11 protein-coding genes are annotated in these 13,830 nt (G+C 43.0%); 2 read left to right on the top strand and 9 right to left on the bottom strand.

The window, feature by feature from the left end:
• Positions 1-223: 223 nt before the first annotated feature.
• The gene (locus TY16_RS23670; RefSeq protein ID WP_043934169.1) at positions 224-766 is read right to left on the bottom strand and encodes a CvpA family protein; all 543 of its coding nucleotides are present in this window, start codon (positions 764-766) and stop codon (positions 224-226) included.
• Positions 767-772: 6 nt separating this feature from the next.
• Positions 773-1,033 carry a cell division protein ZapA gene (zapA, locus tag TY16_RS23665; RefSeq protein WP_043934168.1) on the bottom strand — a complete coding sequence of 87 codons (261 nt, stop codon included), beginning with the start codon at positions 1,031-1,033 and terminating at the stop codon, positions 773-775.
• A gap of 371 nt (positions 1,034-1,404) precedes the next feature.
• Here zapA and rnhC point away from each other — a divergent pair, with 371 nt between their 5' ends.
• Positions 1,405-2,367 carry a ribonuclease HIII gene (rnhC, locus tag TY16_RS23660; RefSeq protein WP_043934167.1) on the top strand — a complete coding sequence of 321 codons (963 nt, stop codon included), beginning with the start codon at positions 1,405-1,407 and terminating at the stop codon, positions 2,365-2,367.
• A gap of 131 nt (positions 2,368-2,498) precedes the next feature.
• On the opposite strand, the gene pheT is transcribed toward rnhC, so the two are convergent.
• From pheT to TY16_RS23640, 3 genes are all read right to left on the bottom strand, one after another.
• Positions 2,499-4,910 (bottom strand): phenylalanine--tRNA ligase subunit beta, encoded by a 2,412-nt coding sequence (gene pheT / locus TY16_RS23655; protein ID WP_043934166.1) that lies wholly within the window; start codon positions 4,908-4,910, stop codon positions 2,499-2,501.
• Positions 4,911-5,032: 122 nt separating this feature from the next.
• Positions 5,033-6,070, bottom strand: a complete 1,038-nt coding sequence (pheS, locus tag TY16_RS23650) for a phenylalanine--tRNA ligase subunit alpha (RefSeq protein WP_043934165.1) — start codon at positions 6,068-6,070, stop codon at positions 5,033-5,035.
• 465 nt (positions 6,071-6,535) lie between these two features.
• Positions 6,536-7,303, bottom strand: a complete 768-nt coding sequence (locus TY16_RS23640; RefSeq protein ID WP_043934163.1) for a TrmH family RNA methyltransferase — start codon at positions 7,301-7,303, stop codon at positions 6,536-6,538.
• 113 nt (positions 7,304-7,416) lie between these two features.
• Between TY16_RS23640 and sspI the strand changes: the two genes are divergently transcribed.
• Positions 7,417-7,626, top strand: a complete 210-nt coding sequence (sspI, locus tag TY16_RS23635; protein WP_043934162.1) for a small acid-soluble spore protein SspI — start codon at positions 7,417-7,419, stop codon at positions 7,624-7,626.
• Positions 7,627-7,690: 64 nt separating this feature from the next.
• Here the strand turns inward: sspI and TY16_RS23630 are convergent, their stop codons facing one another.
• From TY16_RS23630 to TY16_RS23615, 4 genes are all read right to left on the bottom strand, one after another.
• Positions 7,691-8,779, bottom strand: coding sequence for a M42 family metallopeptidase (locus tag TY16_RS23630; RefSeq protein WP_043934161.1), 1,089 nt, complete (start codon positions 8,777-8,779; stop codon positions 7,691-7,693).
• A gap of 361 nt (positions 8,780-9,140) precedes the next feature.
• The gene (locus tag TY16_RS25460) at positions 9,141-10,712 is read right to left on the bottom strand and encodes a YheC/YheD family protein (RefSeq protein WP_052342847.1); all 1,572 of its coding nucleotides are present in this window, start codon (positions 10,710-10,712) and stop codon (positions 9,141-9,143) included.
• Positions 10,713-10,754: 42 nt separating this feature from the next.
• Positions 10,755-12,065 carry a YheC/YheD family endospore coat-associated protein gene (locus tag TY16_RS23620; protein ID WP_043934160.1) on the bottom strand — a complete coding sequence of 437 codons (1,311 nt, stop codon included), beginning with the start codon at positions 12,063-12,065 and terminating at the stop codon, positions 10,755-10,757.
• Positions 12,066-12,813: 748 nt separating this feature from the next.
• On the bottom strand, positions 12,814-13,827 hold the full coding sequence (locus TY16_RS23615) for a YheC/YheD family protein (protein WP_052342846.1): 1,014 nt from the start codon (positions 13,825-13,827) through the stop codon (positions 12,814-12,816).
• Between the last annotated feature and the right edge of the window lie 3 nt (positions 13,828-13,830).

The following is a 13,830-nucleotide window of genomic DNA, read 5'->3' as shown; positions in this document are numbered from 1 at the left end:
CAGAAGGCTGTGTTAATGGAGATTGTTGTTTTTAAAAAGAGTTGATGAAGCGGAAGGCGCGAAGACTCCTACGGGAGAAAAGGTCAGTGGGAGACCCCACAGGCGCTCGCGCCGAGGAGGCTCCCAGGCCGCCCGTGGAAAGCGAAGCGCCTGGAGCGGAAATCAACAATGTTGTTTAACACAGCCAAACAGAAAAGAAAAACTCCTCTGCTGTCAGAGAAGTTCAAGCAGCAATATTGTCAATCCACCATTCCTTGAGCTGCTGTGAAAGAACTGGAGTGTGTTTGATCATACCTTCAGCCAGGACAGAATCCTTCATAGCCTCCTGAATGAAGCCCATCGGAACAAGCGCCCCGATATACAATAATAAAAACAAAATCAAGTAAACTTCCAGGAAGCCAAGTGCTCCCCCCGCCCAAATATTTAAATGTTTTATAATTGGCAGGTGGGCAAGAAAATCGAGCATTGCGCCGATGATCTGAATCAGCACCTTTACTGCGATGAATATAGCGATGAAAGCAAATGCCCGGTAGAAAGCATCTTCCGCCCCTGTTGCTGATGTCAAAACAGAAAGTGGCGATGTTTCACCAAGTGACGGATATGGAACCCATAGCTTGAGCCTTGGCGCGAGGATATCATAATACTTATAAGCAACTATGTATGCAACGATAAATCCAATTAAATGAATAAATTGCAGAATGAAACCCCGTTTTAGGCCGATAAAAAAACCCATAATGAATAAAAGAATTATAGCTAAATCCAGCATTCCCCTTTAACCCTTATCCCTTTCCGTTTCTGATTTCAGCTTTTCCAGCTCGTCTCTAATTTTAATAAAATCATTTACAGCATTAACCGCGGTCAGAACAGCCAGTTTATTCACATCTAACGAAGGATTCTTGGAACTGATTTCCCGCATTTTGTCATCGACCAGTGATGCCACCAGCCTGACATGGCTTGAGCTTTCCGGACCGATTATGACATATTGCTGGCCAAATATATCGACCGTTGTCCTATTTTTATTTACATTTGACACATAACTGCCTCCATTCAAAGAATCCTAATCCCTATAATACCAGAACCCGCTTTTCTGTAAAAGTGTAACCGACTATTTCCCAGCTTCAAGCATGGATTTTGTCATATTGCGCTATTTTTTTGTACTAATCTATTACATTTTTTTCGTGGATTAATCTCCTCATCCTGAACGACGATTAATCCACTAAATGGGGTTTCGTAGATTAATCTCCTCCACTCGACCCACGATTAATCCACTAAATGGGGTTTCGTGGATTAATCTCCTCCATCTGACCAGCGATTAATCCACTAAAACTAGCCGTAAAGCCTGATAATACTGGTAAAAAGTATGCTACAATAAGCTGACAACAAACCATAAAGGAGTGCACTGTTTTGGGAACTGCCGTCATTACCGTAACAACTGAGCAAATCCATAAATTGAGGGAACACTATTCCCGTTTTATTATAGAGAAGCTGCCGCAGGGCAGTGTTTTCGCAGCCAAAACTCCTTCCTGTATGGTCACTGCCTATAAATCAGGGAAAGTACTATTTCAGGGTTCCGGCGCTGAAAACGAAGCCGCTCAATGGGGAAATCCCGCTTCGAGCCCAAGTGCCGCAGGCTCAAAAAAAACTACTGCAAAAAAGCCGGCTCCCGGTTCACACCTGCCTGCTGGCTTCAACCTTTTATCAGTAATCGGTTCAGATGAAGTAGGTACCGGTGACTACTTTGGGCCGATTACTGTTGTCGCCGCCTATGCCCGGAAACAGGATCTGCCGCTTCTAAAGGAACTTGGTGTCCGTGATTCAAAGGACTTAAATGATGAAAAAATTATTGCAATCGCCAAGGACATAAAAGATGTGATTCCCTATAGCCTGCTGACTCTCCATAACGAAAAGTACAATGAGATGCAGCAGTCAGGTATGTCTCAAGGCAAATTGAAGGCGCTTCTACATAACCAGGCTATCGGACATGTCCTTAAAAAAATAGCTCCTGAAATGCCAGATGCTATTTTAATTGACCAATTTGCTGAGGCCGGGATTTATTACAACCATTTGAAAGGCCAGAAGGCAATTATCCGCGACAAGGTCTTTTTCAGTACAAAGGCTGAAGGGTTGCACTTATCCGTTGCAGCAGCATCGATCCTTGCGCGCTATGCATTTATCCGGCACTTTGAAAATCTTTCAGCGGAAGCAGGGTTTCTAATACCAAAAGGAGCTGGACCAAAAGTAGATGAAGCCGCTGCAAAGCTAATATTGACAAAAGGGCAACAGGCTCTTCCGAAATTTGTGAAGCTTCACTTTGCCAATACTCAAAAAGCAAAGCATCTAGTCGCCAAAAGAAGAAGCAACCACTAGTGTTTTGGCATTAAACAGTACATTATTCGATACTATTTCAGTATAATTGGGGGCAATTAGAATCCCTACCTTATTACCTTAAGCAAAAAGAGTTGGGAGATGAACTCCCAACTCTTTTGTATTTTCATGCATTAAGCTCTCAGGACTGCCCCTGCTTTTTCTTCCAATGCCCTTAACACCTTGTTATGGACCTTCGTTACCTCTTCATCCGTAAGGGTCCGCTCCGGATTAAAGTACTTCAAAGAGAACGCAATCGACTTTTTGCCCGCTTCCATGTGCTCGCCTTCATAAAGGTCAAACACGTCAGCTTCCTTAAGAAGAGGTGTCCCGCTCTCAATGATAATACTGCGTAGGTCTCCAGCCGCAGCTGCCGTATCAACGACGAGTGCAATATCCCTGGTGATGGAAGGGAAACGTGGGATTGGTTCGTAGTGCAGTGGTTCTTTATCCGCCTCAAGCAATGCTTCGAGCTTAAGTTCAAGTACATACGTATCCTTTAAATCCAGTTCTTTTTGCAAAGTAGGATGAACTTGGCCCACAAAACCGATTCTTACTCCATCCAACAGGATTTCAGCGGTACGGCCAGGATGCATGTTATCCAGCTGAGCAGCCGCGTAGGTGACTCGTTCTCCAAGACCGAGCTTTTCAGTAAGGCCTTCAACCACGCCTTTTAGAACAAAGAAATCAACAGGTTTCTTCTCTCCCTGCCATGGATGTGAATGCCATAGGCCAGTTATTGCCGCAGCAAGATGCTCCTCTTCGGCAGGCAGCTCTTCGCCTTTTGAAAGGAATACTGCGCCTACTTCATAGACTGCAAGGCTGTCTGCCTGGCGGGCACCGTTGTATTTCAGCACTTCAAGCAATTGAGGAAGAATGCTGAGTCGAAGCTGGCTGCGCTCTTCACTCATCGGCATGGCAAGCTTGATTGGTTCTGTTTTTTCAAGAGCAAATTGGGAAACTTTTTCTTCACTTGTTAACGAATAAGTTATTGCCTGATATAGACCCGCACCTTCAAGGTAATTCCGGACAATCCTGCGCTTAGCCTGGTATGGAGTTAACTTTCCTGCCAGCTGCTCGCCGGAAGGCAAGGTTTGCGGGATGTTGTCATAGCCATATAGGCGAGATACTTCCTCGTACAGGTCCTCAGGAATGGTGATATCCCCTCGACGAGTTGGAACAGTTACAGTGACGTCAGTTCCTTCTACAGTCGTTTCAAAGCCTAACCGCGCAAAAATTTCGGTAACATCGGTTATTGTCAATTCCATTCCAAGGAATGAATTCATTTTTACCGTATTAAGTGTAACAACTGCAGGCTCAATACTTAAAGTATCGGCTTCAACTGACCCTTCCAGAACCACACCTTCAGCGTATTCTGCCATTAATGCTGCAGCGCGTTCACCAGCAGCACGTACACGGTTAGGATCGACTCCTTTTTCGTAGCGGGAACTTGCTTCACTGCGCAGGCCATGGTCTTTTGAAGCCTTGCGGATTGTGCCTCCTGTGAAATAAGCCGATTCAAGCAGGACAGTTGTCGTATCAGAGGTTACCTCTGAATTAGCTCCGCCCATTACACCAGCAATTGCAACCGGTTCTGTGCCATTTGTAATAACAAGGTGGTCAGGTGTAAGCGTTCTTTCTGCATCATCAAGGGTAACAATTCTTTCACCAACACGCGCACGGCGGACAAGAATTTCCTTTGATCCAAACCTGTCATAATCAAAAGCATGAAGAGGCTGGCCATATTCAAGCAGGATGTAGTTGGTAATGTCGACAACATTGTTGTGCGGTCGAATACCAGCCGCCATCAAGCGTGTTTGCATCCAAAGTGGAGACGGACCGATTTTAACGTTTTTAATTACTTTTGCAACATATAACGGGTTGTCTTCTGGTGCTTCAACGGAAACTTTAATATAATCTGAAGCTTTTTCATCTGACTCACTTAACTTTGTTTTAGGAAGCTTAACCTCTCTGCCCAAAATGGCTGCCACTTCGTAGGCAACACCGAGCATGCTCATTGCATCTGCACGATTGGGTGTCAGGCTCAATTCAAGAACCTGGTCATCCCTATTCAATGCCTCAATCGCGTCTTCACCAGGTACGGCGTCAGCAGGGAAAACGAAGATGCCCTCTGCATATTCTTTCGGGACGATTTTCCCTTCCATTCCAAGCTCCTGAAGTGAACAAATCATTCCGTTGGATTCCTCACCGCGCAATTTCGCCTTCTTGATTTTAAAATTGCCTGGCAGAACAGCACCTGTTTTAGCTACAGCCACTTTCTGACCCTGTGCCACGTTCGGAGCACCGCAAATGATTTGAACCGGGTTTTCTTCTCCAATATCAACTTGGCATTTGCTTAATTTATTAGCATTGGGATGCTGTTCACGCTGGAGTACATGCCCGATAACGACACCGCTGATTCCTTCATTAAGGGTTTCTACACCTTCAACTTCAATCCCGCTTTTTGTAATTTTTTCAGCTAACTCACTAGCTGACACTCCGGATAAATCAACATAATCCAGAAGCCATTTATATGAAACAAACATTTATAGGACCTCCTTTTTAAAATAAACCTTCCTTCAGTTGCGACACTCGCTGATAGTTATTTGGAATCAATAGGAACAATTCTCTCACTGGAAGCTTAGCTGCCTCTTGATGCTTGAAAAATTTATTCCTGCTCTGAGAACTGCTTAAGGAAACGAATGTCGTTTGTATAGAAATGGCGAATATCGTCAATTCCGTACTTTAGCATCGCGATTCTCTCCGGTCCCATTCCAAAAGCGAAACCAGTGTATTTTTTAGAGTCATAGCCAGCCATTTCAAGCACGTTCGGATGAACCATCCCGGCGCCTAAAATTTCAATCCAGCCTGTTCCCTTACAGACGCTGCAGCCATGACCGCCGCAAATTTTACAGGAAATGTCCATTTCAACTGACGGCTCAGTAAATGGGAAAAAGCTAGGGCGAAGCCTGATTTTCCTGTCCTCACCGAACATTTTCTTAGAAAACTCAGCAAGGGTTCCTTTAAGGTCGCTCATCCGGATGTTTTCACCAACAACAAGCCCTTCAACCTGGGTGAATTGATGTGAGTGAGTCGCATCATCGTTATCACGGCGATACACCTTGCCCGGGCAGATGATTCGGATCGGCCCTACTCCACCCTGCTTTTCCATCGTCCTAGCCTGGACAGGGGATGTGTGGGTGCGCATAAGGATATCTTCGGTTATGTAAAATGAATCCTGCATATCACGAGCCGGATGGCCTTTTGGCAGATTTAGGGCTTCAAAGTTATAGTAATCCTTTTCGACTTCCGGCCCTTCAGCAATTTGGTAGCCCATTCCGATGAAAAGGTCTTCGATTTCTTCAATAATTTTTGTAAGAGGATGAGGGCTGCCTGTCTTGACCGGACGGCCAGGCAGGGTTACATCAATTGTTTCGGAGGCAAGGCGCTCATTGACGGCTGCTTCTTCAAGCTGTACCTGCTTACTAGAAATAGCCTCTTCGATCGCTCCCCTTACTTCATTGACGAGCGCACCCATTTTCGGGCGTTCCTCAGCGGATAACTTGCCCATCCCGCGCAGCACCTCGGTGATTGGTCCCTTTTTTCCGAGATAAGCAACACGGACATCATTTAATTCCTTCAGATTTTGTGCCTGTTCAACTTTTTCAAGTGCTTCAGTTTGCAATTCTGCAAGTCTTTCCTGCATGTGATTTTCCTCCTCATTTAGAATCCATCGATTGTTATCCGCATGGGATAATGTAGGCAATAAGCAAATGTTCCTCTCATATTAAGAGCCAGTGGAATTTTACTTTCATAGCTTTAATCTTATAGCCTTCCTGTTAGCGCAGCACCGCCTCTTTTCCACACAAAAAAGCCCCTCCCAATAAAGGGACGAGGCTTTGTGATCGCGGTACCACCCTTGTTAACAACGTATGTATGCACATTCGTGTTCACTTCATTGAAATAACGGATTTTAGCCGGTACACCTTTACATTCTTGGCGAATGGTCCCGGTGTCAACTCTGGAGGTGAACGCACACTTCCCTGCCCTAAAAATGCTTTCAGTCTCGGCACTTTTTCCCTTTAAAGGCGGTTTAATGAAGGTGCTCTTCTCCGTCATTGTTTTTCGATTATGAATTTAGTTGCTATTATAGCGTAAATTCCGCAGCGATTCAAACGTTTGCTGAATTTTTCAAGGAATAAAGGAGAATCCCGGCTGCAACCGCAACATTTAGAGACTCACTTTTCCCATAGATTGGAACATACAAATTGTCATCCGTAATAGACAGCAGGTGTTTGGACACTCCGTTGCCTTCATTTCCGACCAGCAGGGCAAATGTGCTGCCTGGCGCTGCATCTGTATATGTTCGGGCGTTCTCCAGTGCTGTTCCGTATACCGCAATGCCCTTCGCCTTCAGCTTCGGGATCCACTCATCAAGCTTTCCTGTTAAAACTGGCAGGTGGAAATGACTTCCCTGTGCAGAACGAAGTACCTTTGGATTGTAAATATCAACACTGCCTGCCCCTACTATGACCGCGTCAATACCGGCTGCATCCGCAGTCCGTATCATTGTTCCAAGATTCCCCGGGTCCTGGACAGCATCCAGTAATAGAAACGTATTGGCATCAGCCAAGCTGTCATTAACGAATTCTTGCTTGCATACAGCAAGAATTCCCTGGGGGGTTTCGGTTTCCGATAGGCTTTTGAAAATTTCCTTTGATACGATTGTAATCGGGGTATCCTTATAATCCATTCGATGGGGAATATCGGTTTCATCCGCAATAATTAGTTCAACTACAGTACCTGAATCTTTAAGTGCTTCCTCCACCAAGTGAAACCCTTCTGCTAAAAAAAGGCCAGTCCTCTCACGCTCTTTTTTCATCGCAAGTTTTTTCCATTGTTTCACCTGTGGGTTTTGGGCAGATTGGATGTGCTTCACTTTCTCTTCCGCCTTTCTCTAAACTCATTTTCTAATTATAGCCTATTGCAAATACATATTAAAACCATGAAAAGAAAAAGATAGTAAAGAACATTAAAAAGGAGGGATAAACCATGGATTTAAATTTACGTGCAGCTGTCATCCATAATATTGCGAACAATACCCAGCAGGAGCTTGAGGATACAATTGTCGATGCCATTCAAAATGGTGAAGAAAAAATGCTTCCGGGCCTTGGCGTGCTTTTTGAAATCATTTGGAATAACTCTTCCGAAGAAGAAAAAAAGGAAATGCTTGAGGCGCTTGAAGGCGGGTTAAAGAAATAATTGCAAAGCCGTGCCATTTAAATTCACACAAAAGCTCCCCGGCAATTGCCAGGGAGCTTTCCTATTAACCCAATTTAATGTTTTCTACAGTTTCTGCATCAAGCCGCTTAATAACTTCAACAATCAGTTTGACTGTGTTTTCATAATCATCGCGGTGAAGCATCGCTGCATGAGAATGGATGTATCTCGTAGCAATTGTAATAGCCAACGCCGGGACACCGTTATGCGAAAGATGGATGGCACCAGCATCCGTCCCGCCGCCAGGAACCGTATCGAATTGATAAGGAATGCTAAGCTCATCTGCGGTATCAGTGATAAAATCGCGAAGCCCCTTATGAGATACCATTGATGCATCATAAAGAATGATTTGCGGGCCTTTACCCATTTTTCCAAGTGCTTCTTTCTCAGTAACCCCTGGTGTGTCACCGGCAATTCCGACATCGACGCCAAAGCCGATATCAGGCTCAATTTTAGCAGCTGCTGTCCTTGCGCCGCGCAGGCCAACTTCCTCCTGGATTGTACCAACTCCATATACCACGTTCGGATGCTCCACATCTTTCAACTGCTTCAGGACATCAATGGCCACCGCACAGCCAATCCGATTATCCCACGCTTTTGCAAGCAGCATCTTTTCGTTTTTCATGACAGTGAATTCAAAGTAAGGAACGATCATATCGCCAGGGCGGACTCCCCACTCGGATGCCTCATCCCTGCTTGTCGCACCAATATCAATGAACATATCCTTGATTTCGACCGGCTTTTTCCTTTGTTCGGCCGTTAGGATATGAGGGGGCTTTGACCCGATAACACCCGTCACCTCACCTTTGCGGGTAACGATTGTAACACGCTGGGCGAGCATGACCTGGCCCCACCAGCCGCCAACAGGCTGGAAGCGAATAAAGCCCTTTTCATCGATTTGTGTAGCCATAAAGCCAACTTCATCCAGATGGCCGGCTACCATGATTTTCGGTCCGCCTTCCTTGCCTGTCTTTGTGGCAATCAAGCTGCCAAGCCCGTCAGTGGTGATTTCGTCTGCATATGGCGCTATGTAATCTTTCATAACCTCGCGGACTTCCCTCTCATTGCCAGGGATGCCCTTTGCATCGGTAAGTGCTTTTAGGATTTGCAATGTTTCATCTAATTGTTGTGCCATACGATTGACCCCCTTCTTTTTATAGGTTTATGCAAGGCAGTATAGTAAGAAAGCTTGCACATCTCTTTGCCCGTTCATTATACAAAAAGCCTGGCTATTTGTAAAAATATTCTGTTAATCAGTACTCCTATTACCTTTTAAAGTATAAAACATTTTTAAATAAATTATCCTTCCATAGCACAACCCAAACTAAAAAATCAGATAATCGCCCTCCCGGTATAGGAATGCGATAACTTCTGCATCCCGCCCAATCTGGCTTAATGAATCTTATTTGAATTCAAAAAGAGCAGCTGTTATTCCTGCTCTTTCAGTTAATCTTATATAATTTTTAATTCATTGTCCTTTTTAGCAGTTGCAGCGTTTAAATATCTAGTTTCTTCCAGTGGTTACGAAGCTCAATTATTCTGGTGATCATAGTTTTGTCTTCTAGCTCATCAAATACATAGGGATCTGGCCATATGTTTACCTCTATGATCCAGGGAAAAAAGTCCCGATCTAAACCAATGTCGAGTCCGATGGCATTCAAGTTATATAATTGGCCAATTTGTTCTCCGAGTTTCCTGAGCTTGTTCTTATATGCAACCAATTCTTCGCCATTCATATGCTTAGCTAATAAGGGTTCTACAGGATATACCTTTCCGTTGCTGTGGAAGTTAGTGACAATTCTTTTCGGGTCGGCCACGCGTCCTAGCATGCCAGTGACTTCATATTTCTGATCTGGGGTCCGCTGTACCATGATCCGCAAATCAAAAATGCATCCTTCGTACTTTAATAAATGAATTCCCTTTTGAATAATATATTTTTTGTTTTTTGTTTTCCGCTTTTGCATTATATCTTTGATCTCTTTGTCTAATGATGCAAATAAATCAGCAAACGTATCATAGGTGTAAATTCTCGTCTTCCTCTGAAACGTATACTCATTGGAACCATCTTCTTTCTCCACACGCTCCACTCTGATTACACCCCTGCCAAAACTCCAATTGTCGGGCTTGACATATACCATTCGGTGCCTGTCTAGCATATCTGACAGGTTTGTGGGGTTAAACCACTTTGTTTCCGGAACAAATTGGCGAAACTCACTTTGGTTTTCCAAAACATTCTTTAGTGTCCATTTACTCCTTTTTCTTTTCGTTTTGGACTCCACAGGTCTCTCTCCACGGTACCCTGTAAAGTTGGATTCGATTTTTTTATATGTGTCCATATCGGTTTTTTTAAAACTTTTAAACCGAGGCTCAAGATTAACCTCAATCAACCAGGGCTTTAAGTTTTCATCGTATCCAATATCAAAACCTAGTATTTGAAGTTGATTGCACTTTTCGGATAATCGATTGGCCATTTTAACCACCAGTTTTTCAAGCTTTTCTCGGTATACGGGAATTTCTTCCTCTGAAAGGAAGCAACCCATGACTTGTTCATACCGCATTGGGATTCCGCTACTCGAGTAGTTCGTCACGATTTTTGCTGGATGCCCTGCTCTTGCTACAATTCCTGCTGGTTCCCACTTTTTTGTTTTCTTATTTAGCTGGACAATGACTCTTATATCGAAAAGTCTGTCTTCATATTTTAGCAGCGGGATGCCCTGTTGAATCATATACCGGCCCTTTGCCCGCTTTTTAGTTTTTTGAATCTTCTCAACCTTCCTTTTTAACGATGAATATAGTTTTCCAAATGTCGTAAATGTTTTGATTTTTTTTACATAATGATACGTATAAATTGGTTCTTTTCCGTCTTCGCCCTTTTGGACCTTAATAATGCCGCTCCCTCCAGTACCGAGGGAAGGTTTGACAAATACGGCTTGATGCTTTTCTAGCATACTCATAAGATTTTTTTTATTTAGCCACTTTGTTTCGGGGATATAGCCCTTTATTTCACGATTATTTATCAATACCTTTGTTTTTTGCCATTTGCTAATTAACTCTTCAAAGGAGATCATGATGCACCTTCTTTTTTACGATTTTAAAAAAAATGCCCGTTTTTAAAACCCTGCCAATGCACCGGCGTACACCAATGGAGCAGCCACTACACGCCTATACATTTTGCGGTCTTTAATAGTTTTTAAAGGGCTGTTATGATTATGTGATCGGTTATTAAGCTCAATAATCCATACACGTAAATTGGAATCAACCATGACGTCGAAAGCCACATCTCCATAGTGGACGTTCTTATCATCGAGCTCCCTACAGACTTTTTTACACATGCCAATTATCTCTTGCTTTTTCCCTCTCGCCGCTTTTTTGCTTAACTTATAAACCTCCCTCAAAGCTTGGGAAGTAGGAAGAAAATAATCTGTTAAGACCCGGTTTGTAGCTATACTCCCTTTAACTCCTATTCGCGCATAAGTTCCACTGCATTTCCATGTCTTTTCTTTGTTTTTCTGGAGAATTACCCTGAACACTATATTTCTATCAAGGTCACTGTTCATGATTGGCTGCTGTGCTATATACGGCGTATTATTAAGAGATTCCAGGAAAGCGGTAAAATTTCCATAGTCTAAATGTTTTGTTTGGTTTCCTACATTTTTAACTGCATATTGATCTCCTTCCAGCGTCACGGTATAAATCCCTGCCGCCTTCATTCCCCCAGCGGGTTTTAAATATATACATTTAAACCTCCCAAGCATGCCGACAACTCTGTCTTTTTCCTGCAGCTGTACCGTTTCCGGAAAGTAATGACTGACCTCAGGCGAATCAGACAATTTATCATAAAGCTCCCATTTATTTAATAATGGATAGTTAAAGGCTTTCCCATCCATCAACTCTGATAATTGATCGAGTGCTGCCGCTTTCCCTCTTCTAAAAAGCACCTCCGGGAAAGGGAATCGGCCTGGCATCCAAGTTCCTTTTATATCCGGACCACCTGTATAAAAATAGTACCCATTGATTGTTTTGTTCTCAAAATCAATGGAATCTGCTGAGGCTATAATAAACAGCCCGCCTACATCCTTGTAACAAGCAGTGTATTTTTTCAGCTTCCTTAGCCTTTTTGAAGTAATCTTTTTTGCCTGTTTATTGAATATAAAAGCAATGACGGGACCAACATAAAAGGTATCCCGTTCAACCCTCCACTTGAAATCCACTTCAAATAACATTGAAAACGTCTCGGCAAATTGTCTATGGATCCCAATGATTTCACTTCCAATAGTAGTGGAAAATTTGACATTTACTTCTTTTTTAAACCCCCCGAAGGCGAAGGTCATGGTTTTATTTGTTTCATTAAAATCATTTTGCATACACTGTGGAAGTATCAGATCGCTTTCTCCAATGCCCTCCATATAACAAAAGCGCATACTCATCCTCCTTTAACACTTCATCTATAACCTATGTGACCATGTGTTTTCTGCCTGTGTTTTTTCATTACTTTTATCTTTTCTAACAACCCGATTTCCCCCGAACTAATAGGTGGCTGCATTCGATCTAAAATGGACAAAGTGCCCATTCCATGCTGCTGAAAAAAATAAAATAGTAGCGAATCATGTAAGAAAGGTAGGAAAAGAATGGGAGTAAGATATGATTGCTTAATCTCACCAGATGTTGTCCTGGAACCATTACTCCTGGGGAAGTAGTCAATATTATCTTTAGGTTAAACGTCCTGGGTGGTTGGGAGAATTGTAGAGTGTTGCTCCTGGCAACACTGGTGCTACTTGTGTTTTAAGTGCTAATAGTGCATCTGGAAGTTTTGGGACAGCCCACGATTAATCACCGCTCTAGGTTACACCTCCGCCTGTAAATAAAAAAGCATCCAGCGAACTGGATGCTTTCTCTACCATTTTGGCTCGCAAATTATTTGCTCTTCAAAATATCTGTATCCAGGAACTGGATTCCACAAATGCAAGTAATGTATATTTTAATAAATAGTAAAGTTTTCTCCAACTTTACTAGGTCACCAAGCAGCTTCGTAGGTTCTTATATGTTGTACGGTCGTAGTAATGACAGTTTTGCGAAGGAAGACCCTTTATCTAGGTATCGATTCGACTGTCCGTGTACTCTTATTTTATGTGCAGGTTGGGAGTTGGTGATTTTCTGTAATTAAAATAATTAATGCTGATTCGCCAGGTACTCCGCGTATTTCACTGTCCTTTTCGCCACCTCAAATTCCCTGTGCTGCGAACCCGGCCTCCAATTGACCTCAAAAACCCAGAGTTTATGCTGCGAATCAATCCCCACATCAATACCGAGTTCGTCAAACCTGCGTATAAAAACCTCCTCCAGATGGCTGGAAAAGGTATGCGCGAACTGTTCAAGCAGCCTCTTGATATTGAAATATTCGTCACCAAATTGATCCTTTAGGAATGAATCCAATTCTCCGCGATACCCTCCGCCGCTGATATTACTAATCAGTTTTCCACTTCCGCTGATCCTCGGATAAATAAGATTTATTTCCCACTCACCCAGCCCATTTTTCTGAACATGAAGCCGAAAGTCATATGTCAGGCCACTGCGGGTTTTACATTCAATAAATGGCTGGAACAAATATTTTTGTTCTTTCTTTAGCTCTTCAATTAATAAATGGAACTGGGATGAATCAAGTACCTTCTCTTCAGTTCCGTCTATAATGTTAAATTCACCCTCATTTATTTCCTTCACAAATAAAATTTCTTTGCCCTTGTTTCCCGAAAATGGCTTGATGACAATTCTCTGTCCCTGGTCCAAAAGCTCAAATAATCGCTCCGTTTTCTTTAAAGGGAATGTAGGAATTAGAAAACGTGCGAAATCGCCCTTTTTCTGGACTGCCCGGTACACCTTCATTTTGTTGGGTACAGGTTGACTGGTGAATGGAATCATTTTTTTTAATTTCCTGTATATGTTCTTTTGCCAAACTGTCCTCGGCCTGCTGATATTAATAACTACTTGAGGGAGGTTCATTGTTCGCTGCTCCCATTTGCCTTTGCTGTAAACCCAGCCTTCTATTTTCCGAGATTCAAGGTTAACTCCCCGATAAGAAAAGTAAACAAAAGGAATTCCTTCCATTTTTGCAGCTGCTGCGCAGGCATATGCCTTTTTTTCATGGTTAGGCTTTTTCCTGTAGTGAAGCATACCGATTAATGTCACATA

The sequence above is a fragment of the Bacillus sp. EB01 genome (assembly GCF_000613125.1).
Taxonomy (GTDB): domain Bacteria; phylum Bacillota; class Bacilli; order Bacillales; family Cytobacillaceae; genus Bacillus_D.
This window is presented reverse-complemented; position numbering and strand designations above follow the sequence as displayed.

Coding starts and splice junctions, on each gene's coding strand:
- TY16_RS23670 (WP_043934169.1), bottom strand. CDS start 766: ATGCTGGATTTAGCTATAATTCTTTTATTCATTATGGGTTTTTTTATC.
- pheT (WP_043934166.1), bottom strand. CDS start 4,910: ATGTTTGTTTCATATAAATGGCTTCTGGATTATGTTGATTTATCCGGA.
- pheS (WP_043934165.1), bottom strand. CDS start 6,070: ATGCAGGAAAGACTTGCAGAATTGCAAACTGAAGCACTTGAAAAAGTT.
- sspI (WP_043934162.1), top strand. CDS start 7,417: ATGGATTTAAATTTACGTGCAGCTGTCATCCATAATATTGCGAACAAT.
- TY16_RS23630 (WP_043934161.1), bottom strand. CDS start 8,779: ATGGCACAACAATTAGATGAAACATTGCAAATCCTAAAAGCACTTACC.
- TY16_RS25460 (WP_052342847.1), bottom strand. CDS start 10,712: ATGATCTCCTTTGAAGAGTTAATTAGCAAATGGCAAAAAACAAAGGTA.
- TY16_RS23620 (WP_043934160.1), bottom strand. CDS start 12,065: ATGCGCTTTTGTTATATGGAGGGCATTGGAGAAAGCGATCTGATACTT.